This is a genomic window from Anaerostipes sp., from assembly GCF_018381315.1.
Taxonomy (GTDB): domain Bacteria; phylum Bacillota; class Clostridia; order Lachnospirales; family Lachnospiraceae; genus Anaerostipes.
Genome location: NZ_JAGZSD010000015.1, coordinates 1 through 26,006, shown reverse-complemented (window position 1 = coordinate 26,006; position 26,006 = coordinate 1). Strand labels below are relative to the sequence as shown.

17 protein-coding genes and 1 tRNA gene are annotated in these 26,006 nt (G+C 41.2%); 17 read left to right on the top strand and 1 reads right to left on the bottom strand.

Going from position 1 to position 26,006, the window contains the following annotated elements:
- The first annotated feature begins 158 nt into the window (after positions 1 to 158).
- Both KH180_RS11655 and KH180_RS11650 read left to right on the top strand, forming a co-directional pair.
- A complete protein-coding gene (locus KH180_RS11655; protein WP_290760452.1) occupies positions 159 to 4,811 on the top strand; it encodes a beta-L-arabinofuranosidase domain-containing protein in 4,653 nt (1,550 codons plus the stop codon).
- A gap of 449 nt (positions 4,812 to 5,260) precedes the next feature.
- The gene (locus KH180_RS11650) at positions 5,261 to 5,866 is read left to right on the top strand and encodes a DUF4867 family protein (RefSeq protein ID WP_290760450.1); all 606 of its coding nucleotides are present in this window, start codon (positions 5,261 to 5,263) and stop codon (positions 5,864 to 5,866) included.
- A 248-nt stretch (positions 5,867 to 6,114) separates the two neighbouring features.
- On the opposite strand, the gene KH180_RS11645 is transcribed toward KH180_RS11650, so the two are convergent.
- Complete coding sequence (locus tag KH180_RS11645) at positions 6,115 to 6,480, bottom strand: PTS fructose transporter subunit IIB (protein WP_290760447.1); 366 nt, start codon at positions 6,478 to 6,480, stop codon at positions 6,115 to 6,117.
- Positions 6,481 to 6,638: 158 nt separating this feature from the next.
- Between KH180_RS11645 and KH180_RS11640 the strand changes: the two genes are divergently transcribed.
- The 15 genes from KH180_RS11640 to KH180_RS11570 all read left to right on the top strand — a co-directional run bounded on the left by KH180_RS11640 (position 6,639) and on the right by KH180_RS11570 (position 25,805).
- The gene (locus tag KH180_RS11640; protein WP_290760444.1) at positions 6,639 to 7,754 is read left to right on the top strand and encodes a GntR family transcriptional regulator; all 1,116 of its coding nucleotides are present in this window, start codon (positions 6,639 to 6,641) and stop codon (positions 7,752 to 7,754) included.
- On the top strand, positions 7,751 to 9,244 hold the full coding sequence (araA, locus tag KH180_RS11635; protein WP_290760441.1) for an L-arabinose isomerase: 1,494 nt from the start codon (positions 7,751 to 7,753) through the stop codon (positions 9,242 to 9,244). The genes KH180_RS11640 and araA overlap by 4 nt, the downstream gene beginning before the upstream one ends.
- Before the next feature lie 40 nt (positions 9,245 to 9,284).
- Positions 9,285 to 10,895 (top strand): xylulokinase, encoded by a 1,611-nt coding sequence (locus tag KH180_RS11630; RefSeq protein ID WP_290760438.1) that lies wholly within the window; start codon positions 9,285 to 9,287, stop codon positions 10,893 to 10,895.
- 17 nt (positions 10,896 to 10,912) lie between these two features.
- Positions 10,913 to 11,620, top strand: coding sequence for an L-ribulose-5-phosphate 4-epimerase (locus KH180_RS11625; RefSeq protein ID WP_290760435.1), 708 nt, complete (start codon positions 10,913 to 10,915; stop codon positions 11,618 to 11,620).
- Between the two features lie 54 nt (positions 11,621 to 11,674).
- Positions 11,675 to 13,300, top strand: coding sequence for a response regulator (locus tag KH180_RS11620; protein ID WP_290760432.1), 1,626 nt, complete (start codon positions 11,675 to 11,677; stop codon positions 13,298 to 13,300).
- Positions 13,300 to 14,742, top strand: a complete 1,443-nt coding sequence (locus KH180_RS11615; protein WP_290760429.1) for a sensor histidine kinase — start codon at positions 13,300 to 13,302, stop codon at positions 14,740 to 14,742. The genes KH180_RS11620 and KH180_RS11615 overlap by 1 nt, the downstream gene beginning before the upstream one ends.
- A 269-nt stretch (positions 14,743 to 15,011) precedes the next feature.
- Positions 15,012 to 16,010 carry an ABC transporter substrate-binding protein gene (locus KH180_RS11610; protein WP_290760426.1) on the top strand — a complete coding sequence of 333 codons (999 nt, stop codon included), beginning with the start codon at positions 15,012 to 15,014 and terminating at the stop codon, positions 16,008 to 16,010.
- 111 nt (positions 16,011 to 16,121) lie between these two features.
- Positions 16,122 to 17,639 carry a sugar ABC transporter ATP-binding protein gene (locus KH180_RS11605; RefSeq protein ID WP_290760424.1) on the top strand — a complete coding sequence of 506 codons (1,518 nt, stop codon included), beginning with the start codon at positions 16,122 to 16,124 and terminating at the stop codon, positions 17,637 to 17,639.
- On the top strand, positions 17,639 to 18,682 hold the full coding sequence (locus tag KH180_RS11600) for an ABC transporter permease (RefSeq protein ID WP_290760422.1): 1,044 nt from the start codon (positions 17,639 to 17,641) through the stop codon (positions 18,680 to 18,682). The genes KH180_RS11605 and KH180_RS11600 overlap by 1 nt, the downstream gene beginning before the upstream one ends.
- The gene (locus tag KH180_RS11595) at positions 18,679 to 19,716 is read left to right on the top strand and encodes an ABC transporter permease subunit (RefSeq protein WP_290760421.1); all 1,038 of its coding nucleotides are present in this window, start codon (positions 18,679 to 18,681) and stop codon (positions 19,714 to 19,716) included. Before KH180_RS11600 ends, KH180_RS11595 begins: the two co-directional genes overlap by 4 nt.
- 14 nt (positions 19,717 to 19,730) lie before the next feature.
- Positions 19,731 to 21,215 carry an L-fucose/L-arabinose isomerase family protein gene (locus KH180_RS11590; RefSeq protein ID WP_290760419.1) on the top strand — a complete coding sequence of 495 codons (1,485 nt, stop codon included), beginning with the start codon at positions 19,731 to 19,733 and terminating at the stop codon, positions 21,213 to 21,215.
- A gap of 139 nt (positions 21,216 to 21,354) precedes the next feature.
- Positions 21,355 to 22,404, top strand: a complete 1,050-nt coding sequence (locus KH180_RS11585) for an aldose epimerase family protein (protein ID WP_290760417.1) — start codon at positions 21,355 to 21,357, stop codon at positions 22,402 to 22,404.
- An 88-nt stretch (positions 22,405 to 22,492) separates the two neighbouring features.
- Positions 22,493 to 23,968 carry an L-fucose/L-arabinose isomerase family protein gene (locus KH180_RS11580; RefSeq protein WP_290760415.1) on the top strand — a complete coding sequence of 492 codons (1,476 nt, stop codon included), beginning with the start codon at positions 22,493 to 22,495 and terminating at the stop codon, positions 23,966 to 23,968.
- 17 nt (positions 23,969 to 23,985) lie between these two features.
- Positions 23,986 to 25,452 carry a xylulokinase gene (gene xylB / locus KH180_RS11575; RefSeq protein WP_290760413.1) on the top strand — a complete coding sequence of 489 codons (1,467 nt, stop codon included), beginning with the start codon at positions 23,986 to 23,988 and terminating at the stop codon, positions 25,450 to 25,452.
- A gap of 265 nt (positions 25,453 to 25,717) precedes the next feature.
- Positions 25,718 to 25,805: transfer RNA gene (locus tag KH180_RS11570), tRNA-Ser, on the top strand.
- Positions 25,806 to 26,006 lie beyond the last annotated feature (201 nt).

Here is a 26,006-nt window from a genome sequence, read left to right as displayed (position 1 = left end):
ATCCGGAAAAAAACAATATTAAATCAAATAAAAACAAACTTTATGAGAAAAAAGGAAACAAGTTCATAAATTTATCTACTAACTTCATAAGGAAAAGAATTAAAAACAGTCTTATATTAGGATAAACTAAATTTAAATTATAAAAATAGGAGGTATTTATGAAAAAATTACTTTACAAGTCAATGGCCATGGCTATGGCGGCATCTTTTGTGGCATCCTCAGCGGGGCCGGCACTGACAAATGTCCATGCCAGTCAGGCAGCAAAACAAGGTGCAGAGACACTGCAAAACCCTGTCCTTAATCTAAAGTTTGAAGATAATACTACAGATTCCAGCGGAAAAGGAAACAACGGAACAATTCAGGGAAGTAATTCTGAGTATATAGATGGAATTGTGGGAAAAGCATTAAAATTAAACGGAAATACCAAAATTGATCTTGGAAAGAGTACAGACTTGCAGCCGGAGAATCTGACACTCTCTTTCTGGATGAAACCAAACGAGACAATGACAGGAGAACAGGCTTTTACCTGGAATAAGACAACCTATGACAGTGACGGATGGTATCTGTCCTCAGAAGGAAACAGTGTGCCTCTGGCATTATCAATTGGGCCGTCAGATACAGGAAAGCAGCCATACAAGGTGAGTGTCAAGGGGACACGTTCTGAGTTCTTTCCAACAGATCAGTGGACACATATTGCAGTTACCTATGATCATGATACAAAAAAGGTAAATATCTACCGGAATGGAATCAAACAAAAAACAACAATCGATTATAATATCTCCGAAAGTACAAAAGCAACAGGCATTCTCGGATCAGATGCAGAGATGGAAAAGTCCATCGGATACAACGGATCAAAATATAACGGTTCTTACATCAAGGCAGCGCTGGATGAGTGGGAACTTTATAATGACGTGGCTGATCAGTCAGAGGTGATAGCACTTTATGAGGCCGGAGGAAAGGTATTTGACAAAAAAGCGGCTGCAAAAAGTGATCTGGATGACATCAGCATCCCTGCCGAGACGAAAAAGAATCTTGAACTTCCGACTGAAGGAAGCAGAGGATCCGTGATTACATGGAAATCAGACAATACGGCAGTAATCACAGACAACGGTCAGGTAACACCTCCCGTAGATCAGGATGTAACAGTAAAAATGACGGCAAAAGCTGATTTTGAAGGGGAAACAGAGCAAAAGACATTTGAGGTAAAAGTAAAGGTACCTTCTCAGTCCGAAGCAGATGAAAAGATCAAAAATATCGGACTGGAAAATATACAGCTTTCCGATGACTATCTGGTAAATGCATCATCTAAGGAAAATGATTATCTGCTTAGTATGAGTTCTAAAAAGTTTCTTTATGAAACCTATAAAGTAGCAGGGCTGACACCTCCTACATCAGAGGGATATGCTGGATGGGAGAGAAGTTCAGGAATGAATTTCAGAGGACATGCCTTTGGTCATTATATGTCTGCTCTTTCTCAGGCATACAGAGGTACCAGCGATGAAAAGACAAAAGAACAGTTAATGACACAGATTAAAGATGCTGTGAATGGACTGAAAGAATGCCAGGATAATTATGCAAAGCTTCGCCCTGGCAGTGCAGGGTATGTATCTTCCTTCCCGGAAAGCATTTTGACAGGTGTAGACGGAGTTGCAGGGCCGGCCGGAGGAAATCCGGGAACCAGTTCGACAAGCAATGTACTTGTACCGTATTATAATCTTCATAAGATACTGGCCGGACTTCTTGATGTTTCTAAAAATATAGATGACAAAAAAATAAGTGATAAGGCCCTTTCTGTTGCAGAGAATTTTGGAGAATATCTGGACAGCCGTTTTGGCAAACTGACAGATAAAAATAAAATGCTCAACACAGAGTACGGCGGAATGAATGAAGCTTTGTATGAACTGTATAATCTGACGGGAAATGAAAAGGCAAAAGACGCAGCCCAGTATTTTGATGAGACAAGCCTTTTTGATGATATGGCTGCAGGGAAGGACACACTGGACGGGAAACACGCCAATACAACAATACCCAAGCTTACAGGTGCATTAAAACGGTATACTGTTCTGACTCAGAATAAAGATTATTATGAAAAATTGACAGAGAAAGAAAAACAGGAACTTCCGAAATATTTGAGGGCTGCAGAAAATTTTTGGGATATGACAGTAAAGCATCATACTTATGTGACAGGAGGAAACAGTCAGGCAGAACATTTCCATGTTTCTGACGGACTGCACTATGATGCAGAAGAGAGAACAGGATATGGGGACGGAGGAAGTACCTGTGAGACATGCAACACTTACAACATGCTCAAGCTTACAAGAGAGCTGTTCAGAGTGACACAGAATAAGAAATATATGGATTACTATGAGAATACCTATATCAATGCTATTCTTTCTTCTCAAAATCCAGAGACAGGAATGACTATGTATTTCCAGCCAATGGGACCCGGATACAGCAAAGTATACAGTCAGCCGTACACTCACTTCTGGTGCTGTACAGGAACGGGAATGGAGAGCTTTTCTAAGCTGGGAGATACGATGTATTTCACAGAAAAGGAAAATGTATATGTCAATATGTTCTTCAGCAACATTTACAATTATAAAGCACAAAATCTGAAGCTGACACAGAAAGCCAACATGCCTAACAGTAACAAAGTGTCCTTTAAAGTGGAGGCACTTGACGGAGGAGATGTAAAAGACAATACAAACTTAAAATTAAGAATTCCGGACTGGGCAGCAAAAGATGTGACATTGACAAAGAACGGAAAATCGGTCGCAGTGACAGATGATATGAAAAAAGAAGGATTTGCAGTTGTATCTGATGTTAAGGCCGGAGACAGCATTGAATATATTACCCCGATGGAAGTGACAATTTCTGAAACTCAGGACAATAAAAATTTTATATCATTTAAATATGGTCCTGTTTTACTGAGTGCAGGGCTTGGCAGCAATAACTTAGGATCAGCGATGGATGCAGGAGTACTTGTCCGTGTTGCTACTAAAGATTCATCTGCTCAGTCAAATATAACAGTAAAGGGCACTACTATAAATGAGTGGAAAAAGAATGTCAGACAAAACTTGGTCAGAGTAGAAGACAGCAAAGATGGAAGGGTACAGTTTAAACTGAAAAATACGGATTCCGGTGACTTAATATATACTCCTCACTATATGCAGCATAAAGAGCGTTATGGCATTTATATGACGTTTGAAGAGGAAGATTCCAAGGCATCACAGGAACGTATTTTGAAGAAGAAACAAGCATTAAGAGAACAGGAGATCAGTGTTGATTCACTTACAAACTTTGATGAAAATAACTCTGAGTTTGAAAAGAACCTGCAAAAATCCGAGGATTCCTCTGTAGGTTCCTATAACGGACGCCAATATCGGGATGCACAGAAAAACGGATGGTTCTCTTATGATATGCAGATTGATCCAAAAGCAGAAAAGAATTATTTAAACTGTACTTATATTACTGATGATAAAGACAGAACTTTTGATATTTATATCAATGGAGAAAAATTTAAAACAGAAACCATTAATAATAAGGCAGGAACCAAAGTATTCTATACAGAAAAAGATGAGATTCCTGAGAAATATTTAAAGAATCCGGAATATAAGAAAGACAGTACCGGGGAGTTTGTAAAGGACGAAAATGGAAATAAGGTTCCAGTAGTCAATGTAAAATTTATGGGTATAGGTACAACACCTGTAGGAGGATTATATGGAATAAATACTACAAATAAAGATACATATGATACAGATGCAAGATTAGATTCTTTGTCTTTTACCGGAGGAAACTTTGAATCATCTTTTGATAAAGATTCAGATGTAATGATTGTAAATGCATCATCTTCTGCATCATCTGTTAAGATGAAAGCTTCACCTTCTAAGAAAAGCGGTTTGGTTTACGTAAATGATATTTTAATTGATGACGGTACAGAACGGAACATCAGCCTTGATAAAGCAGTTACAGCTGTAAATTTGAAAACAGTAGCGCAGGATCACAAGACAGAAAAAACATATACGGTTTATATTATCAAAAAGCAGAAAGATACTGCCGCATTGAATACTGTTTTGGGAATCGCAAAGAAACTGAAAAAAGAGCACTATACCCCGAACAGCTATCAGAAGCTCTTAAAAGAGATTTCAGCAAGTGAGACAGTGTTAAAAAACAGTGCCTCTGAGCAGGAAGAGGTCAACGCACAGTTGGATGCACTGAAAAAAGCGGTGGACGGGCTTGTGTCAGTGCCGTCTGTAGCAAAAGTATCCGGAATCAAATCATCTGCTAACACAACCAGTTCCCTAAAGCTTTCATGGAATAAGGTGTCCGGTGCTTCAGGGTATGAAGTATATAAATATGACAGTAAAACCAAGAAATATGTAAAGAAAGCAGATGTAAAAGGAACCAGTGCAGCTGTAACAAAACTTTCCGCAGCATCACCTTACAGCTTTAGAGTAAGAGCTTACAGCATTGCAGACGGAACAAAGTATTTCGGAAGCTACAGCAGTACATTTAACACGGCTTCAGCACCTTCAAAAGCAGCAGGACTGAAAGTAAAGAAAGCTTCTAAAACAAAAATCAGGGTCAGCTGGAAGAAGACAAAAGGAGCATCTGGATATGCAGTTTACATGAAAACCGGAAATGGTAAATATAAGAGAGTGAAGACAGTCACCAAAGGATCAACTGTGAAGTATATAAAAACGAAACTTAAGAAAGGCAAAAAGTATACATTTAAGATCCGGGCATACAAAAAAGCAGATAAGAATATTTATGGAAGTTATTCTTCCTCCAAATCATTAAAGCTTAAATAAAAAATGTCATTCATTAATTGAAATTCGTAAATTTCTCAATGAAGTTCGTAAAAAAATGAATTGAAGACATTTATAGATTCGATTAAACTGTAAGTAATCAACTTAATGCTTTCCTTAGTTCGTATTAGTTGAGGAAAAATTAATTATTTCATGAAAAGAAGCCATGAGCAGATGATGAACTGCCTGGCTTCTTTTTGTATTAACCAAAAAATGAAATTTTGCACAAGGTACAGGGAAATAAGCAGGTTGTCTACTTGTATGATGCTTGTTACCTATTCGATCTAAAAAAAATCAACCATAATCAAAAAATAAAAAACTTTTGGAAGGGCTGTACAGTAAATTCGTAAGATTTTAAAACAAGTTCATAGGATATTAGGTCGAAAAAATCTCTGAACCTTGTAGAATACTAAGTAACAGGAAACACAAGGAAGAAATAAGGAGTTATAAAAATGAAATATGTGTTTGATGAACAATTCGGCAAGTATGGAGAAATTATAAAAGGGATTGATTTTACCGGAGTTGTAGAATTAATGAAAGGCATACAAGTTGATAAAAGCATCAGAGAAACAGAATCTTCCAAGGAGCTTGAGCACAGACATGTTTTTAAGGAAGTAAAAGAAAAAATATTTAAAGGAAAACAAATACAGGTGGGCTGGTGTCTGGGCCATAATCATAAAATTAATATGGTTGAATACCATAAGACCTGCCAGGTATTTATAGTGGCAACTGACTGTGTCATGTTTTTTGGTTTGAAGAGGGATATGGAATTTAACCAGGTCTACAATACAAAACATATGGAAGGGTTTTTTGTCCCAAAAGGAACAGCGGTAAAAATAAACCCGGAGGTACTTCACTGTACACCGTGTAATGTCAACAGTTACAGCTTTAAAGTGATTTCAGTAAATCTGAAGCATACCAATGAGCCTTTGGAATATAAGACGGAGGAAAGAGAAGACCGGACACTGTTTGCAAAAAACAGATGGCTTATCGTAAATAGAGAAGCACATGTGGAGGGTGCCTTTTGCGGATTGAAAGGAGAAACCTTGGCTGTTTAGCATAAAAACCACAGAATCCTCAATTTAGCCCGAAAACAAAAATAGAATCATTTATACTCTATCCGAATCAAAATAAATTAATATATGCTCTCCCCTATTTTTTCTCTAATATATATTAATTTGTCCTCTAATAATTCTAAGTATTGAAAAATACACCTCAAGTATTCGGGCTAAACTGAAGATTCTGTGGAATAAAAAAGGCAGCCTCAATAAGTATACACTCATTGAGACTGCCTTTTTTTGAATCATTATTTCAGGATTTTAGAAAACTGTTTTTTTGCTTCTTCATAAGATTCAGCTTCTTCAGCAACGCGTCCGAGCACTGACTCGGCATTGCTGATGGCATCTTCAAGAGGAACAACAAGCAGTTTCTTGTTTCCGAAACGGGTAGTCTTGCTGACTTCCGTACTGGATGCGATGACTACATAGTCGGCTTCATCAATCTGTTCCGGAGTGAATTCTCCTCCGATTCCCTGTGCGCCGTGCGTTTCGGTCCTGATATCGTAACCGAGGGCTTTGCCAGCCGTTTCAAGTTGTTCAGCAGCAACATAGGTTTGGACCATTCCGGTCGGGCATTTGGTGATACAAAGCAGTTTCATAAATGTCTCCTCCATTCATATGTTACTCCTTCTTAGAATTCTATTATAGCATAAAGAGTTCTGAAATCTTATACAAAAATGAAAAGAAAAAACAGATAGAAAGTCATGCAATATAAACAACTTGTGCGCACGACCGTACAAGTTTTAGAATAAATTCTGCAGGGAGGAAAGGGATGGCTAATAAAGCAGGTTCAATGAAATATTTTAAATTAAAGGAGGATCTGAAAAATGACATCTTGTCCGGAATTTATAAGCCGGGAGACAGGATGCCTTCAGAAAATCAGCTGGCAAAGGAATTGTCCATCAGCCGGCATACAGTAAGGAAAGCACTTTCAATACTGGAAGAGGAAGGCTATATCGTTGCCTATCACGGGAAAGGAACTTTTTGTACGGAGCGCGCGGTCCACAAAAAGCAGTCAAAAAACATAGCTGTTATCACAACATATATATCAGATTATATTTTCCCCCAGGTATTAAGCGGCATTAATAAAATACTGACAGAAAACGGATACAGCCTGATGTTTAAGACAACAGGGAACAGCCGTATCAATGAGACGAAATGTCTGGAAGACATTCTGACCAAAGACGTGGATGGACTGATTATTGAGCCGAGCAAAAGTGAGCTGTTCTGCAAACACCCGAATCTGTACAAAACATTGGATAAATATGAAATTCCTTATGTATTCATCCAGGGAGTTTACTCGGAGATGACGGATAAGCCTTATATTGTAATGAATGACTGTCAGGGGGGATATTTGCTGACAAAGTATCTGATTGATACAGGACACCGGTTTATTGCTGGAATCTTTAAGGCAGATGACTATCAGGGAAAGGAACGCCACAGGGGTTATGTAAAGGCACTGAATGAAGCAGGGATACCATATAACCCGGATGCGGTTGTGTGGTTCCACACAGAAGACCGGGCATCAAAGCCCAGAGCAGAAATCCGAAGAATGATAAAAGAAGGATTTTCAATGGATGCAGTTGTCTGCTATAACGACCAGATCGCACTGGAGGTTATCTATGAGCTGGAAGCATTGGGCATCAGTATTCCGGAAGACATTTCTGTCACCGGCTATGATAACTCCGCTTTGGCAAAGCTTGGGGTAATTAAGCTGACAACGATTGCCCATCCGCAGAAAAAATTGGGCGAAATGGCCGGGCAGCTTTTGCTGGAACAGATACAGGGAATACCGCCAGAAAAATCAAAAGTAACCAGAGTTATCGATCCTGAACTTATTGTCAGGAATTCGTGCAAAGACAGGCGCAAGACGGAGGTAAAAAGATGAAGACAAAAAAATATCAATTTTGGTTTGCAACAGGATCACAGGACTTATATGGGGAAGAATGTCTTTCTCATGTAGCCCGGCATTCAAAAATTATTACAGAAGCCTTAAATAAATCAGGAATTCTTCCCTACGAAATCGTATGGAAGCCAACTCTGATTGATAACGCATCAATCAGAAAAACTTTTAATGAAGCAAATGCAGATGAAAACTGTGCGGGAGTCATCACATGGATGCACACTTTTTCACCGGCCAAGTCATGGATTTTAGGACTTCAGGAATACAGAAAACCTCTGCTTCATCTGCATACGCAGTTTAATCAGGAGATACCGTATCAGACTATAGATATGGATTTTATGAATGAAAACCAGTCCGCACACGGAGACAGAGAATACGGTCATATTGTTACCCGCATGGGCATTGAGAGAAAAGTTGTCGTAGGATTCTGGGACGATGAAAGAGTCAAAAAAGAGATCGCTTCCTGGATGAGAACTGCAGTGGGCATCATGGAGAGCAGTCATATCCGTGTGGCACGTGTGGCAGACAATATGAGAAATGTAGCGGTTACAGAGGGAGATAAGGTGGAAGCCCAGATCAAATTTGGCTGGGAGATCGATGCATATCCGGTCAACGAGATCGCAGAGTATGTAGAGTCAGTTTCAAAAGGTGATGCGGAAGCATTAGTCGAAGAGTATTACGACAAATATGAAATTCTTTTGGAGGGAAGAGATGCGGCAGAATTTAAAAAGCATGCTGCCGTTCAGGCCGAAATAGAACTTGGATTTGAAAAGTTCCTGACAGAAAAAGATTATCAGGCTGTGGTAACACACTTCGGTGATCTCGGATCTTTAAAACAGCTTCCGGGGCTTGCGATCCAGAGGCTGATGCAGAAGGGCTATGGTTTTGGAGCAGAGGGGGATTGGAAAACTGCTGCGATGGTGCGTCTGATGAAGATTATGACAGCCGGCAAAAAAGATGCCAAGGGAACTTCTTTCATGGAAGATTATACATATAACTTTGTGCCCGGAAAAGAAGGAATTCTTCAGGCACATATGCTGGAAGTCTGCCCGAGTATCGCAGACGGGCCAATCAGCATTAAAGTAAATCCTCTTTCTATGGGAGACAGAGAGGACCCAGCAAGACTTGTGTTTACAGCAAAAGAGGGCCCGGCGGTTGCTGCATCTTTAGTTGATCTGGGTCATAGATTCCGCCTGATTATCAATGAGGTGGACTGCAAAAAGACTGAGCAGCCAATGCCGAAGCTTCCGGTAGCAACGGCGTTTTGGACTCCGAAACCAAATCTTCCAGTAGGAGCAGAAGCCTGGATACTGGCAGGCGGGGCTCATCACACAGCATTCTCTTATGATCTTAGTGCAGAACAGATGGGAGACTGGGCAGATGCTATGGGCATTGAGGCTGTTTATATTGATGCCGATACTGACATCCGTAACTTTAAAAATGAATTAAGATGGAACGAAGCAGCCTTCAGATAGAATTCTGAGGGCCTCCGGGTCCGCGGCAGGAGGAAATCAAATGGAAATGAACAGTGTAAAAAGTGCAGTCGAAAACGGAAAAACAGCTCTTGGAATTGAATTCGGATCTACAAGGATCAAGGCAGTTCTTGTGGGGGAGAACAATGAGCCCATCGCATCCGGAAGTCATGACTGGGAAAACAGACTTGAAAATAATATTTGGACTTATAGTTTAGAGGATGTCTGGACCGGCCTTAGGGAAAGCTATCAGAAAATGGCTGAAGATGTGAAAAGCCGTTATGGAACGGAACTTACAACGATTGGTGCCATCGGGTTCAGTGCCATGATGCATGGATATATGGCATTTGATAAAAAAGGAGAACTCCTGGTGCCGTTTCGGACGTGGCGGAATACGATGACAGAAGAAGCATCGGAGAAACTTACACAGGTATTTGATTATCATATTCCGCAAAGATGGAGCATTGCACATCTTTATCAGGCTGTTCTCAAACAGGAAGAGCATGTAAAAGAGATCGGCTATCTGACAACCCTGGCAGGATATGTACATTGGAAACTCTGCGGCAACAAAGTGCTTGGGGTAGGAGAAGCTTCCGGTATGTTCCCGATTGACAGTGATACAAAAGACTATAACAGTGATATGATTTCTAAGTTTGATTCCCTTGTTGCGGATAAAGGTTATCCATGGAAGTTAAAAGATATTCTTCCTGAAGTCCTGACGGCGGGAGAACATGCGGGAATTTTAACAGAAGAAGGGGCGAGGCTTCTGGATGTCAGCGGAAAGCTTAATGCAGGGATTCCGATGTGTCCGCCTGAGGGAGATGCAGGTACAGGTATGGCAGCCACAAACAGTGTGGCCGTAAAGACAGGAAATGTTTCTGCCGGAACAAGTGTATTTGCTATGATTGTGCTGGAGAAGGAGCTTTCCAAGGTTTATCCGGAGATTGATCTGGTAACTACACCGACCGGAAGTCCGGTGGCCATGGTTCACTGCAATAACTGTACGTCTGACCTGAACGCATGGGTCAATCTGTTTAAAGAATTTGCAGAGAGCTTCGGAATAGATCACGTGGATATGAATCAGCTTTTCGGCACTCTTTATAACAAAGCTCTGGAGGGAGATCCGGACTGCGGAGGTCTTCTGGCATATAATTATTTTTCCGGTGAGCATATCACAGGATTTGAGGAAGGAAGGCCTCTGTTTGTAAGATGCCCTGACAGTAAATTTAACTTGGCCAACTTTATGCGTGTTCATCTGTTTACTGCTTTGGGTGTATTAAAAACCGGGCTGGATATTTTGATGAAGCAGGAAAATGTACAGGTTGAAAAGATGCTGGGACACGGCGGACTGTTTAAGACAAAAGGTGTGGGACAGAAAATTATGGCGGCTGCAGTCAACGCACCGGTGTCCGTTATGGAGACGGCAGGAGAAGGCGGAGCCTGGGGAATTGCGCTGCTTGCATCCTATATGGTGAACAAAGAAGACAGCGAGACTTTGGATGATTACTTGAATGAAAAAGTATTTTCAGATAATGAAGGAACCAGCATGGAACCGGATGAAAAGGATGTAAAAGGATTTGATGAATTTATTCAAAGGTATACAGAGGGACTTCCGATAGAACGCGCGGCAGTAAATGCATTGAAACAAATGTAAAAGTGGGGTAAAATGATATGTTAGAAGAATTAAAAAAACAAGTATATGAAGCTAATATGGAACTGCCTGCAAAGGGTCTTGTGACGTATACCTGGGGTAATGTCAGCGGGATTGACCGGGAAAGCGGCATGTTTGTTATTAAACCCAGCGGAGTGGACTATGAAAAACTCACACCGGAGGACATGGTAGTTGTGGATCTTGACGGCAATAAAGTGGAAGGGGAGCTAAACCCTTCTTCTGATACACCGACCCATCTGGAATTATACAAGGCTTTTGAGAACCTCGGAGGAGTGGTTCACACTCATTCCCCATGGGCAGCATCGTGGGCACAGGCAGGAAGAAGTATTCCGTGCTACGGAACAACCCATGCAGATTACTTTTATGGAGACATTCCGTGTGCAAGAGGGCTTACAAAAGCAGAAATTGAAAAAGAATATGAAAAAAACACCGGGCTTGTCATCGTTGAGACATTTAAGGATAGAAATCCCATCTATGTGCCGGGAGTTCTCTGCACAAACCACGGGCCGTTTACATGGGGAAAAGATGCGGCAGAGGCGGTACATAATGCCGTTGTATTAGAGGAAGTGGCTAAGATGGCATATCATGCGGAACATTTAAAAGAAGGAATCAATCCTGCACCGCAGGACATACAGGATAAGCATTTTTTCCGCAAGCATGGGGAAAACGCTTACTATGGGCAGCAGAAACCAGAACAGGAAATCTGATCGGTTGGAATGAGAGTTGTACCCGGAGCTTTAAAGCAGGAGAGGATGCGGCATATGATAAAGGTATTTTTAGTGGAAGATGAAGTCATTATACGCCAAAGTATAAAAAACAATGTGGAGTGGGAAAAGCATGGATATGAGCTTGTGGGAGAAGCTGCTGACGGAGAGATGGCACTCCCCCTCATTAAAGAACTGAAACCGGATATATTGATTACAGACATTAAAATGCCATTTATGGACGGTGTGGAGCTTGGAAAGATTTTAAAATCAGAAATGCCGGAAATATCTATTATTTTTTTGACAGGATATGATGACTTTTCGTATGCGAAAGAGGCAATCTCCATAGGGGTGACGGAATACCTGATGAAGCCTGTTACCGGCACACAGCTGATTGCCGCCCTTGACAAGGTAAAGGACCAGATAGAGCAGAAAAAGATCATGACCGAGAATATGTTCCGTCTGGAAAAGGAGAGCGAGAAAAATATTCAGATCAAGCGCTACAGGTTCTTCGGCGAACTGGTGCGCAGCAGGATTCCGGTGTCGAAGCTGATTGCCATGGGAAATGAACTGGGCATCTCTATTATGGCGTCTGCATATGTGGTCGTACTTATCAAGTTTTATTTTAATCATCCTGATGATGAAGAGAGAAAGCGTCAGGCAGAGGATGCCAATATGCAGCTTCTGCAGGCCGGCACGCATCAAAATGCCGCCATGTTCCAGAGGGCGACGGAAGGATACATATTCCTTTTAAAAGTACAGAGTGATGAGGATATAGATGTCGTCAGAGAAAATTTTCTGGATAAGGTTCAGAACATTGCTTCCGGATTTGAAGATCTCGGCTATTTTATCGGCGTTGGAGAAACGGTCCACAGAGTCCATGAGATTTCCCGAAGCTATGATACAGCCAGCGTGGCGTTTGCAAAGCAGTATGAAATGGAGAAAAACAGGATTGTTTATTACAGCCAGCTGGACAAAAAAGAAGAACTAGAGAATATATCCGTCAATATTGATTTTCAGGAGATTAATATGCAAAAGACAGATAAAGCAGTCCTGGTGAAATTTTTAAAAAACGGTGCAAAGGAAGACATAGACAGATTTGTTGAGGATTACTTTAAAGCGTTTGGAGAGAAAAATATGGAGTCCTTTTTATTCCGCCAGTATATTATTCTGGATATCTGCTTTATTATTAATGAATTTTTGGAGCAGATTCAAGGAGCAAAAAGGAAGGTTTCCGATAAGATGTTCGGAGAAAACTATAAGTTTTCAGATGTGGATACCTTGGATAAGACAAAGGCCTATGTAAAAAGGCTCATGAGAATGGTCATAGATTTACGGAATAAAAGTGTTGTAAAAAAATATCAGCCTATGATCGAAGAGGCTACGGAATATATTAAAGAACATTTTAATGCCGATAATATGTCCCTGAATGTGGTAGCTTCTATCGTAGGTTTGAGTCCCAGCCATTTCAGCACAGTATTCAGACAGGAAGTGGGGAGCACTTTTGTAGAATATCTGACGATGGTGCGTATGGAAGAAGCTAAGACTCTTCTCAAATGCACCAGTCTGAAGAGTTCAGAGATCGGCTACAGAATCGGATATAAGGATCCGCATTATTTTAGTTTCCTGTTTAAAAAGACTCAGAAATGTACTCCTAAAGAGTACCGCATGAAAGGAATCTAATGAAAAAAATAAAGGTGCAATTTTCAGGGTCTTCTTTAGAGAAAAAATTGAACTGGATTCGTTTATGTGTGCTGGTGCCATTCTTTGGAATGGTACTGGCTCTTCTTGTCATGATGGTAAGTTTTAATGAACAGTACGATACAAGTGTTCAAAATATCAGCCAGGCCAGCGAATTTAATTTTCAGTTCAGGGAGGACATAGACTATAAAATGTACAGGGTTGTTATAGGTGCAGATACATTTGAGGAGATGAATCCTTATGTAGAGATCTACAAGGCAAGAATGACCCTGGAACAGCTCAGGAAGACTGCATTAAAACAGGAAAGCAAAAACCGTTTAGACCAGATCAACCGTCTTTTGTCAAGTCTTGAAAAATATATTCAGGAAATACAGAAGTCTGATATTATGAAGGATTATAAGGACAATGAACGTATTCTCAGACATGATGTGAATATTTTTACAGAACTTATTGAAAAGAAGATCAGTCAATATATTTATTTTGAGACAGGAAATCTGAAAGATTTAAGAAGCAATCTTAGAAAACGTATTATGACAGCAGTTGCTGTCTCAGCCATTATTTCTGCATTTCTTACTGTACTTGTCTGGATCTTTACAAACCGGATTGCAAAAAGTATCTCAGAACCAATTGTAGACTTGTGTAATAAGACAAAACTTGTAGGGGAAGGGGACTTTACAGTAAGGGCACTGAACAGTGAGACTGAGGAAGTGAGGATTCTCAGTAAAAATTTTAATCAAATGGTGAGAAGGATTGAGCAGCTGGTAGAGGATGTGACAAAGGAACAGATGAACTTAAGAAAAACGGAGCTGGAACTTCTTCAGTCCCAGATTAATCCTCATTTTTTGTACAACACACTGGACACTATTATTTGGCTTGCGGCAGACGGACAAAACGAACAGGTAGTGCAGATCGTACAGGACCTGTCTACATTTTTCAGGGAATGCCTGAGCAAAGGAGAAGGATTAATCCCTATCAGGAATGAGCTTCTGCATGTAGAGAGTTACCTGAAGATTCAGAGCATCAGATATCAGGATATTCTGGATTTTTCAATTGATGTCCCGGAAGAAATTTTAGATAATAAAATCATCAAGATGACACTGCAGCCGCTTGTGGAGAATGCACTTTATCACGGCATTAAACAGCGGAGGGAAAAGGGAAAGATTGAGATCAACGGAGTTTACGATGAAGATAATATCTATTTGTCAGTGGAAGATGACGGACCGGGTATGGATGCAGAGCAGGTAGAAAAGATCAACAGTGAGATGGTGAGCGGAAGCTGGGAGAGAAAAGTTACCGGATTTGGAATGTCCAGCGTCAACCAAAGATTAAAGCTTCAGTTTGGAGAAATGTACGGCTTGATTGTGGAGAGTGAAGAATCTGCAGGAACAAGAATTATTGTTGTGCTGCCGAGAGAACATGATTGATATGAAGGTCAGGATGAATCAGGGTTCATTCTGATCTTTTTTCTTGTGTGGTATGTTGTACGTTCATTTTAAAGTTCATGAGGTTCATCAAAAGAAAATTATTAACTTATTTCAAAAGAAAAATAACTTTTTTTGCCTGTAATTGAAAAAAAATAAAAAAGTGTACTTAACTCAAAAGATATTGCATTGAAACAAGTGCAGATACAAGTAAAATATAGATTGTAAGTAAGAACCGCATGAAGTTCAGAAAATTTAAGGAGGAGAAAGTCATGAGAAAAGGGTTTAAAAAAGTTCTTAGTATTGCTCTTTGCGCAGCAATGATGGGTACCATGCTGACAGCCTGCGGCGGAGGAGGAAAGAAGGATTCCGCTAAAAAGGACAATAAGGAGATCACGATCGGATTTTCACAGGTAGGTGCAGAGAGCGACTGGCGTGTAGCAAACACAAAGTCTATGAAAGAAGCACTGTCTGCGGATAATGGTTTCAAATTATCTTTTGCTGATGCTCAGCAGAAACAGGAAAACCAGACAAAGGCTGTCCGCGAGTTCATTTCACAGGGTGTGGATGTCATCGCAATCGCGCCGGTAACTGAGACCGGATGGGAAACTGTTCTGAAAGAAGCAAAGGAAGCAGGAATCCCGGTTATTACTGTTGACAGACAGATCAAGACTTCTGATGATTCATTAGTTTCCTGCTGGGTAGGTTCCGACTTCAAAAAAGAAGGTGTGGAAGCAGGAAAATGGCTGATCAAAGACATGGAGAAAAAGGGAAAGAAAACTGCCAACATTGCAGTGCTTCAGGGAACAATCGGTTCTTCCGCTGAGATCGGACGTACAAAAGGATTTAAAGAAGGCATCAAAGATGCTAAGGGCTTTAAGATCATAGCTTCTCAGACAGGTGAATTTACACAGGCTAAAGGTCAGGAAGTTATGGAATCCTTCTTAAAACAGTACAAAGATATTGATGTAGTTGTGGCTCAGAACGACAATATGGCATTTGGTGCAATCGATGCATTAAAAGCAGCAGGTAAAAAACCTGGAAAAGATGTCACGATCATTTCTTTCGATGCTGTTAAGGCTGCATTAAAGGAAGTACAGAACGGGCAGATTAATGCTGAATTTGAATGTAATCCTCTTCATGGTCCCCGTGTAGCTGATCTTGCTAAGAAGCTTATGAACGGAGAAAAAGTGGAAAAAGTTCAGTACGTAGATGAACAGGTATTTACGAAAGACAATGTAAATAAATTCATCAAAGACCGCAAGTACTAGAAACCAGCTGGATCTACATAAGAATTACAGGCTCTGGACCAGAAAGCCGATTTCTGGCCTACCCTGTAATTTTTATACCCTAATTACAGTGAAAAGAAAGGTGGAATTGTCATGAATGATGAAAAAAAGACAGTTCTTTCCATGAGAAATATCAGTAAGAATTTTCCGGGTGTAAAAGCATTATCCGATGCACAGTTGACTTTAAGGGAAGGTGAAATTCATGCATTGATGGGAGAAAACGGTGCAGGAAAATCTACTTTGATCAAAGTCCTGACGGGTGTAGAAGAGTTTGAAACCGGTGAAATCCTTATGGATGGAAAGAGCATCGTGAACGGATCTCCGCAGGAAGCGGGAATGAACGGAATCAGTACAGTTTATCAGGAAGTAAACCTCTGCCCGAACCTTACGGTAGCAGAAAACATATTTATCGGCCGGGAGCCTATGAAAATGGGGCATATCGACTGGAAAACGATTAACAGGGAAGCACAGAAAATACTTGACAATTTAAAATTGGAAATTGACGCCACAGAGCTTCTGGAAAACTATTCTGTAGCAATTCAGCAGATGGTTGCCATTGCAAGGGCTGTAGATACACAGGCAAAGGTCCTGATCCTGGATGAGCCTACTTCCAGCCTGGATGAAGGGGAAGTAGAAAAACTATTTGAAGTCATGAACATGCTGAAAAAACGGGGAACAGCTATTGTGTTTGTAACTCATTTCCTTGAACAGGTTTATGCAGTGTGTGACAGGATCACAGTTTTGAGAAACGGACATTTTGTAGGAGAGTATAAGACAGAAGATCTTCCGAGAGTCAAATTGGTTGCAACCATGATGGGAAAAGAATTTGACGATCTGGCAGATATTAAGAAGAAAGACGGAAATGGCTCTAAAAGAGACAATGACGTCGTGATCGAAGCAAAGGGCTTATACCATAAAGGGTCCATTAAACCATTTGAACTGACTATACATAAGGGAGAAGTTATCGGATTATCCGGTCTGCTGGGGTCAGGACGGTCTGAACTGGCAAGAGTCATCTATGGGGCAGATAAACCGGAAGGCGGCGAGCTGTATGTAAACGGAGAAAAACTCCATGTGAAGGCTCCCATTGAAGCAATGCAGAAGGGAATGGCATATTGCCCGGAAGACAGAAAAGCTGAAGGAATCATCGCCGACTTGTCCGTACGAGAGAACATGATCATTGCTCTGCAGGCAAAACGCGGAATGTTCAAGCTTATGAGCAAGAAAGAACAGGAAGAATTAACAGATAAATATATTGATATGCTGCAGGTCAAAACGGCGAACAGAGAAGTGCCGATTAAGACTTTGAGCGGAGGAAACCAGCAGAAGGTTATTCTCGGCAGATGGCTGATGACTGATCCGGATTTTCTGATCCTGGATGAGCCTACACGAGGTATTGATGTCGGCACCAAGACAGAGATACAGAAGCTTGTTGTAAAGCTGGCAGGAGAAGGAATGTCCGTCATGTTTATATCTTCTGAGGTTGAAGAAATGCTCCGAACAGTTAACCATATGGGTATTCTCAGAGATGGGAAAAAGGTCGGAGAGCTGGAAGAAAGCGAATTATCACAGGAGAATGTGATGAAAGCAATTGCAGGAGGTGACAAGTAATGGATAAATTAAAAAAATTAACAGCCTGCCGCCTGTTTTGGCCTCTTGTATGTCTGTTCCTTGTATTGCTGTTTAATTTTATTAAGTCACCGTCTTTCTTTAAGATTTCTATGAATAACGGTGTGCTGTACGGATATCTGGTAGATATTTTCAACAGATCAAGTGAATTGATTATTCTGGCTGTCGGCATGACTCTCTGTGTAGCTTCCAGTGCAGGAACCGATATTTCCGTCGGAGCTACAATGGCTTTGGCAGGAGGAGTATCTGTATATCTGCTTGGAACAGGAAATACATACAATATGCCGTGGATCCTTGCAATATTGATCGGACTTGTTGTCTCAGTCGTATGCGGTGTCTGGAACGGTTTTCTGGTAGCAAAGATGAAGATACAGCCTATGGTGGCCACGTTGATTCTGTTTACTGCCGGACGCGGTCTGGCACAGCTGATCACCGGCGGAAATATTTTATACATCAAGGTGCCGAGTTTTAAATATCTGGGAGGATTCCTTCCACATATTCCAATCCCTACCCCGATACTGGTAGCTGTCATTGTCGTAGTGCTTGTAAGCTTGTTTTTAAACAAGACGGCAACAAAGCTGTATGTAGAAAGTGTTGGCATCAATCCAAAAGCCAGCCGGTTATTCGGACTGAATTCTAACAGAATCGTGCTGCTGACTTATGCAGCATGCGGCCTCTGTGCCGGAATTGCGGGAATGATAGCCACATCAAGAATTTCATCTATCGATGCAAATAACGTAGGGAACCTGATGGAATTGGATGCAATCCTTGCGGTAGCGCTTGGAGGAAACTCACTGGCAGGAGGAAAGTTCTCTCTTGGAGGAAGCGTCATTGGTGCAATCACAATTCAGGCATTATCTACCACACTCTATGCACTGAAAGTAACAGGAGACCAGCTTCCGCTTTATAAGGCGATCGTAGTTATCGTAATTGTGACACTGCAGTCTCCGGAATTCAAGAAATTTATGAATCGATACAAAGCAAAAAGAGCGGCGAAAGCTGCTGGAGAGAAGGTGGCATCATGATAGAGAAGATCAAGAGCAAACTGCGCGGGAATGGTTTCCTGCTGTTTGTCACCATCGTGCTGTTCTTTATATTGTATATTGCAGGAGCTATCGCCTATGGTGACCGCAACTTTACAAGTCCCCAGGTATTCTTAAACCTGTTCATAAGCAACGCAGGGCTGATTATCGCCGCAGTCGGCATGACCTTTGTCCTGATTACCGGAGGAATTGATATTTCCATCGGTTCTGTAATCGGTGTTGTGTGTATGATGCTCGCATGGATGATGGAGATTAAACATATGAGTGCCGGACTTGCAATTATCTTGGTACTGGCATTCGGAATTTTATTCGGACTGGTACAGGGGTTCCTGGTAGCTTATCTGAAAATACAGCCATTCATCGTAACACTGGGAGGTATGTTCTTCGCCAGGGGGTTGACGGCTGTGATAAGTTCCGACATGATCAGCATAAAAAACGAAACATTCTTAAACCTTGCGAATAATAAAATTTACTTAAGTTTTATCACTTATTACAATAACCGGGGAATTCCGATGCACCCTTACATCTATCTGAGTGTTGTCATTGCAATATTGGTAGTGGCCATAGCATTTGTTTTGCTGAAATTCACAAAGTTCGGGAGGGCTGTGTTTGCAGTGGGAGGTAACGAACAGTCTGCACTGCTCATGGGACTGAATCCAAGGACAACAAAACTGAAGGTTTATGTATTAAACGGATTTTTAGCATCTCTGGCAGGATTTGCTTTCTGCTTAAACTCCTGCGGAGGTTTTGTAGAGCAGGCACGCGGATTTGAGATGGATGCCATTGCGGCTGCAGTTATCGGAGGAACACTGCTGACCGGAGGTGTGGGAACAGTTATCGGTTCATTGTTTGGATCTCTGATTAAAGGAATCATCGAGACGATTATTACATTCCAGGGTACGTTGTCATCCTGGTGGACGAGGATTGCCATCGCAGCTCTGCTTTGCTTCTTCGTCATCTTACAGAGCGTATTTAAATCCATCCGTGAAAAGCGGCTGGCCCAAAGTGAAGATTAGCAGGAGGTAGAAAGATGAATAACATGCCTAAAGTAAAAATCGGAATTGTAGCAGTCAGCCGTGACTGCTTCCCGGAAAGCCTTTCAGTTTCCAGAAGAGAAGCCCTGGTGAAAGCCTATAAAGAAAAATATGGTGAAGAAGATATTTATGAATGTCCTGTCTGTATTGTAGAGAGTGAAATACATATGGTACAGGCGCTGGAAGATATTAAAAATGCAGGGTGCAATGCATTGGCGGTATACCTTGGAAACTTCGGACCGGAAATTTCAGAAACGCTTCTGGCAAAACATTTTGACGGACCGAAAATGTTCGTAGCGGCTGCAGAAGAAAGCGGAGATAATCTGCTGGACGGCAGAGGAGATGCCTACTGCGGAATGCTGAATGCAAGCTATAATTTGAAGCTTCGCAATATTAAGGCATATATACCGGAATATCCGGTTGGGACAGCCGGAGAATGTGCGGACATGATTCATGAGTTTTTGCCGATTGCAAGAGCCGTAAAGGCTTTAAGTGAACTGAAGATTATTTCTTTTGGACCGAGACCGTTAAACTTCTTAGCATGCAATGCACCGATTAAGCCGTTATATGATCTTGGGATTGAAATTGAAGAAAATTCAGAACTGGATCTGTTTGAGGCATTTAATAACCATAAAGGCGATGAGCGTATTCCTTCTATAATAAAGGAAATGGAAGAAGAATTGGGCAAAGGAAACAAGAAACCAGAAATTCTCGAAAAACTTGCCCAATATGAACTGACACTAAAAGACTGGATAGAGGAGCACAGAGGCTACAGAAAGTACGTAGCGATTGCCGGAAAATGCTGGCCTGCATTCCAGACACAGTTCGGTTTTGTTCCTTGTTACGTAAACAGCCGCCTTACCGCACAGGGAATTCCTGTATCATGCGAAGTGGATATTTACGGAGCATTGAGTGAATTTATCGGAACTGCGGTCAGTGAAGATGCAGTCACTCTTTTAGACATCAACAATTCTGTTCCTGCAGATATGTATAAAGAAGACATCAAAGGAACATTTGACTATACACAGAAAGATACCTTCATGGGATTCCACTGTGGAAATACTGCAAAGAGCAAGCTGTCCTTCTGTGAAATGAAATATCAGAAGATCATGGCAAGGACACTTCCGGAGGAAGTAACACAGGGAACTTTAGAAGGGGATATCACACCGGGAGACATTACCTTCTTCCGCTTACAGAGCACGGCAGATACAAAACTAAGAGCCTATGTGGCACAGGGAGAAGTACTTCCTGTAGCAACAAAATCCTTTGGATCTATCGGAGTATTTGCCATCCCAGAGATGGGAAGATTTTACCGCCATGTATTGATTGAAAAGAACTTTCCTCACCACGGGGCTGTTGCTTTCGGACACTTTGGGAAAACATTATATGAAGTGTTTAAATACATTGGTGTAGATGTTGATGAAATAGGATTCAACCAGCCAAAAGGTATGCTATACCCTGCGGAAAATCCTTTTTCATAAAGTAAAAGTAACTTTTTACTCCTTCTTAGACGGAGACAGGCTCTAACCAAGTCTGTTTCCAAGAGCACTTGGATAAAGCCGCAGAACAACTTGTTTTGCGGCTTTATCTGCTTTATTGTTTTACAGAAAGGAAAATAAGATGAAGAAAATAGGAATCAATGCGTTTGGATCAACTTCTTCAGGGGAAGAAGCAAGCCTATATACCATTGCATATAAAGACGGAAGTTCATTTTCCGCAGCCGACTATGGGGCCAGCATCGTATCCTGTGTGGTACCTGACAGATCCGGACGTATGACAGATGTTGTGTTGGGATATGAAAATGTCAAAGCTTATGAGCAGCAGGATATGTTTATGGGATCAGTCATAGGCAGACATGCAAACAGAATGAAAGGGGCTTCCTTTACCCTGAACGGAAAAAACTATCGGCTTTGTGCAAATGAGGGCAGAAATCATTTGCATGGAGGTGACACAGGATATCAGAAAAAGATGTGGAAGGGAGAAATTCGGGATAATAAAATTATATTTTCTCTGTTCAGTCCTGATATGGAAGAAGGATATCCCGGGAACCTTCAGGTCAGTGTAATTTATACATTTACAAAGGAACATACACTTCACATTGATTATACAGCTGTCTGTGACCAGGATACAGTCGTTAATTTAACCAATCATGCTTATTTCAATTTGGAAGGACACGGTGCAGGCAGTATTGAAAATCATTTTTTAAAGATCAACAGCGGTTTCTATACGCCGGGTGCAAAAGATTCTGTGCCTACAGGAGAGATCATGAGCGTGGAAGGAACTCCGTTTGATTTCAGAACAGAAAAACAGATCGGAAGAGATATTGAGGTAAAAAATAAACAGTTGGAATATGGCTGCGGCTATGACCATAATTTTGTGCTTGCAAAAGAGAAGGGAAGCTATGGAGAGGCGGCGTCAGTCTGGTGCAGAGAATCCGGTATTACGCTTTCTGTATTCACAACCCTGCCCGGAATGCAGTTTTATACTGGGAATCATATACATGAAGAGCCAGCAGGAAAAGAAGGCACTCTTTATCAAAAGAGAGAAGGTTTTTGCCTGGAAGCCCACTATTTTCCCGCAGGAATGGCTTATTCCCACTTTCCGCAGCCAATCTTAAGACAGGGAGAGATTTTCCGTCACAGAACATCCTGCAATTTTGGGATCAGATAGGTCTGTTTTAGTGGCTCCATACTCAGAACAGTGGTAAAATAAAAAGGAATGCAACTGTTGTTTTGATCTATGTTATGGAGGGAATATTATGGATAATTTACCAAAAATCAAGCTGGGGATCGCTGCTGTCAGCAGGGATTGTTTTCCTATGTCGCTTTCAGAGAACAGAAGGAAACTTGCAGCTAAAGCTTATCGTGAGAAATATGGGGAGATATATGAATGTCCTACCTGCATTGAGAATGAAGTACATATGAGAAAGGCTTTAAAGGAACTTAAGGAAGCAGGATGCAATGCACTGGTTATTTATTTGGGCAACTTTGGACCTGAAACGGCTGAGACACTGCTTGCCAAAGAATTCGGCGGACCCGTAATGTTTGCAGCGGCGGCAGAGGAAACTATGGAGAAGCTTACTGATGACAGAGGTGATGCTTACTGTGGTATGCTCAATGCCAGCTATAATTTAAAGTTAAGAAATGTACGCGCTTATATTCCGGAATATCCTGTAGGTACTGCCGGAGAAGTGGCAGATATGATTCACGAATTTGTGCCGGTTGCCAGAGCTGTGGTTGGAATGCGGAATCTAAAGATTATTTCTTTTGGCCCAAGACCTCAGGATTTTCTTGCCTGCAATGCACCGATCAAACAACTGTATAACTTGGGAGTAGAAATAGAAGAAAATTCAGAACTGGATTTATTTGAATCTTTTAAAGCACATGAAGGTGATGAGAGAATACCTGAAGTGGTAAAAGACATGGAAAAGGAACTTTCAGAGGGAAATAAAAAGCCTCAGATACTTCCAAAGCTTGCCCAGTATGAGCTTACATTACTGGACTGGGTGGAGAAGCATAAGGGTTCCAGAGATTACGTTGCCATAGCAGGAAAGTGCTGGCCTGCATTCCAGACACAATTTGGATTTGTACCGTGTTATGTAAACAGCCGTCTTACTGCGCGCGGGATACCGGTATCCTGCGAGGTAGATATCTACGGTGCTTTAAGTGAATATATTGGCACGGCAGTCAGCGGAGATATTGTGACGCTTCTGGATATCAACAATACGGTTCCTGATGACATGTATGCATCTGAGATTGAGAACAATTATAAATATGGGCACAAAGATGTGTTTATGGGATTCCACTGCGGCAATACATCTTCAGAAAAGCTGTCCTCCTGTGAAATGAAAAACCAGCTGATTATGACAAGAACTTTGCCGGAGGAATCTACCCAGGGAACTCTGGAAGGAGATATCATACCCGGAGATATTACATTTTACCGTCTGCAGAGTACATCTGATGCAAAATTGAGAGCATATGTGGCCCAAGGGGAAGTCCTTCCGGTGAAGACAAGATCTTTCGGAGGCATCGGAGTTTTCGCGATACCTGAAATGGGGCGGTTTTACCGCCATGTGCTTATAGAGAAAAATTTCCCTCATCATGGTGCGGTAACCTTCGGACATTTTGGAAAGGCACTGTTTGAAGTGTTTAAATATATCGGAGTGGATACAGAAGAGATTGATTTTAATCAGCCGAAAGGAATGATGTATCCGTCAGAAAACCCATTTGCATAAAAGAAAGGAGCAGGTGTATGTATTATATAGGTCTTGATCTGGGAACCTCTGCTCTCAAGCTGCTTTTGATGGATGAGAAAGGTAAAATTCTTAATATAATATCAGAAGAATACCCGATTTCTTTCCCAAAACCGGGCTGGTCGGAACAGAATCCTGTGGATTGGTGGCAGGCAGCTGTGGACGGAATCCGTAAATTGATAAAAGATGTGGATAAAGATCAAATTCAGGGAATCAGTTTCGGAGGGCAGATGCATGGACTTGTAATGCTGGATGAAGCAGATCGGGTGATCCGTCCCGCTATTTTATGGAATGACGGAAGAACGGAAGAAGAGTGTGATTATTTAAATAATGAAATTGGCAAAGAAAAATTGTCCGGATATACAGCTAATATTGCTTTTGCAGGATTTACTGCACCGAAGCTGCTGTGGGTTAAAAAGCATGAACCGGAGAACTTCCGGAAAATCTGCAAAATTATGCTTCCCAAAGATTATCTTGCATACAGGCTTTCCGGGGTGTTTTGTACGGATGTCTCAGATGCATCAGGCATGCTCTTATTTGATGTAAAGAATAAGTGCTGGTCCCAGGAAATGCTTGATTTGTGTGGAATTCGCCGGGAACAGGTGGCAGATATCTACGAAAGCTTTGAAGCAGTCGGAACAGTAAAACCTGAAATTGCTGCAGAGCTTGGAATACCTTCATCTGTAAAGATTATTGCAGGCGCCGGAGACAATGCCGCCGCAGCTATAGGGACAGGAACTGTAGGAGACGGGAAGTGCAATATTTCTCTCGGGACTTCCGGAACAATTTTTATTTCAAGCAGACAGTTTGGGGTAGATGATCACAATGCCCTTCATTCTTTTGCTCATGCTGATGGCCACTTTCATTTAATGGGGTGTATGCTGAGTGCAGCTTCCTGTAATAAATGGTGGATGGAAGATATTATAGATACAAAAGAATATGCAAAAGAACAGGAAAAAATAAAAACATTAGGGGAGAACCATGTATTTTTCCTTCCATATTTGATGGGGGAACGTTCACCCCATAATGATTCCAGCGCCAGAGGAACATTTGTCGGCATGTCTATGGACACTAAGAGAGCTGATATGACACTGGCGGTACTGGAAGGAGTGGCATTTGCCATGAGAGACTCTTTAGAGATTGCAAGATCCCTTGGAATTGATATAAAAAGGACAACGATCTGCGGCGGCGGAGCGAAAAGCCCTCTGTGGAGGAAAATCATTGCAAATGTGCTGAATCTTGAAGTTGATATCATAGAGAGTGAAGAAGGACCCGGATATGGAGGAGCCATCCTTGCAGCGGTAGGGTGCGGTGAATATAAAACAGTAGAGGATGCAGCGGACAAGCTTGTGAATGTAATTGACACAGTAAGTCCGGAGACAGAACTGGCAGAGAAGTATGAGGAAAAATATCAGATCTTCAGAAAAATATATCCTTCCTTAAAAACAATATATCCATTGCTTTAACTGCCTGACTTAAGAAAGAAACAAATTAACGGGGACCAGAAGGGTTCTCCGTAATTTGTTTCTTTTTCATTTGCCGGTCATAATATAACGAGCAGAATTAGTGAAAAAAATATGCTAATACTACTATATATAGTGATAAAGAATATTATTCCAATTTATTTAAAATTATTTTAATAAATCTATTGACAAAGACTTGGGAGTTTGTTAATATATTCAAGCGTCACACAAAGACGCAATATCATAACATTATTATTTAGGCGCTTTTGGAGAAGTACTCAAGTGGCTGAAGAGGCGCCCCTGCTAAGGGTGTAGACCGTTTGCGCGGTGCGAGGGTTCAAATCCCTCCTTCTCCGTTTTTATAAATTCATTAAAAAAAGAATTTATAAAAAATGAAAAAAGTTGTTGACAAAGAGAAATGCGTATGATATTCTAATATAGCTGTCGCAAGAGAAAACGACAAAAAACGACAGCAGAACATTGACAACTAAACAATAAGACAACCTTGAAAATTCTAAGAGATTTTCAGCATCTTTTGAAAAAGATGCAACGGACGT

What these genes read in the sequence shown, in the direction of transcription:
- KH180_RS11655 (WP_290760452.1), top strand. Translation starts at nt 159, where the DNA reads ATGAAAAAATTACTTTACAAGTCAATGGCCATGGCTATGGCGGCATCT.
- KH180_RS11650 (WP_290760450.1), top strand. Translation starts at nt 5,261, where the DNA reads ATGAAATATGTGTTTGATGAACAATTCGGCAAGTATGGAGAAATTATA.
- KH180_RS11645 (WP_290760447.1), bottom strand. Translation starts at nt 6,480, where the DNA reads ATGGAGGAGACATTTATGAAACTGCTTTGTATCACCAAATGCCCGACC.
- KH180_RS11640 (WP_290760444.1), top strand. Translation starts at nt 6,639, where the DNA reads ATGGCTAATAAAGCAGGTTCAATGAAATATTTTAAATTAAAGGAGGAT.
- araA (WP_290760441.1), top strand. Translation starts at nt 7,751, where the DNA reads ATGAAGACAAAAAAATATCAATTTTGGTTTGCAACAGGATCACAGGAC.
- KH180_RS11630 (WP_290760438.1), top strand. Translation starts at nt 9,285, where the DNA reads ATGGAAATGAACAGTGTAAAAAGTGCAGTCGAAAACGGAAAAACAGCT.
- KH180_RS11625 (WP_290760435.1), top strand. Translation starts at nt 10,913, where the DNA reads ATGTTAGAAGAATTAAAAAAACAAGTATATGAAGCTAATATGGAACTG.
- KH180_RS11620 (WP_290760432.1), top strand. Translation starts at nt 11,675, where the DNA reads ATGATAAAGGTATTTTTAGTGGAAGATGAAGTCATTATACGCCAAAGT.
- KH180_RS11615 (WP_290760429.1), top strand. Translation starts at nt 13,300, where the DNA reads ATGAAAAAAATAAAGGTGCAATTTTCAGGGTCTTCTTTAGAGAAAAAA.
- KH180_RS11610 (WP_290760426.1), top strand. Translation starts at nt 15,012, where the DNA reads ATGAGAAAAGGGTTTAAAAAAGTTCTTAGTATTGCTCTTTGCGCAGCA.
- KH180_RS11605 (WP_290760424.1), top strand. Translation starts at nt 16,122, where the DNA reads ATGAATGATGAAAAAAAGACAGTTCTTTCCATGAGAAATATCAGTAAG.
- KH180_RS11600 (WP_290760422.1), top strand. Translation starts at nt 17,639, where the DNA reads ATGGATAAATTAAAAAAATTAACAGCCTGCCGCCTGTTTTGGCCTCTT.
- KH180_RS11595 (WP_290760421.1), top strand. Translation starts at nt 18,679, where the DNA reads ATGATAGAGAAGATCAAGAGCAAACTGCGCGGGAATGGTTTCCTGCTG.
- KH180_RS11590 (WP_290760419.1), top strand. Translation starts at nt 19,731, where the DNA reads ATGAATAACATGCCTAAAGTAAAAATCGGAATTGTAGCAGTCAGCCGT.
- KH180_RS11585 (WP_290760417.1), top strand. Translation starts at nt 21,355, where the DNA reads ATGAAGAAAATAGGAATCAATGCGTTTGGATCAACTTCTTCAGGGGAA.
- KH180_RS11580 (WP_290760415.1), top strand. Translation starts at nt 22,493, where the DNA reads ATGGATAATTTACCAAAAATCAAGCTGGGGATCGCTGCTGTCAGCAGG.
- xylB (WP_290760413.1), top strand. Translation starts at nt 23,986, where the DNA reads ATGTATTATATAGGTCTTGATCTGGGAACCTCTGCTCTCAAGCTGCTT.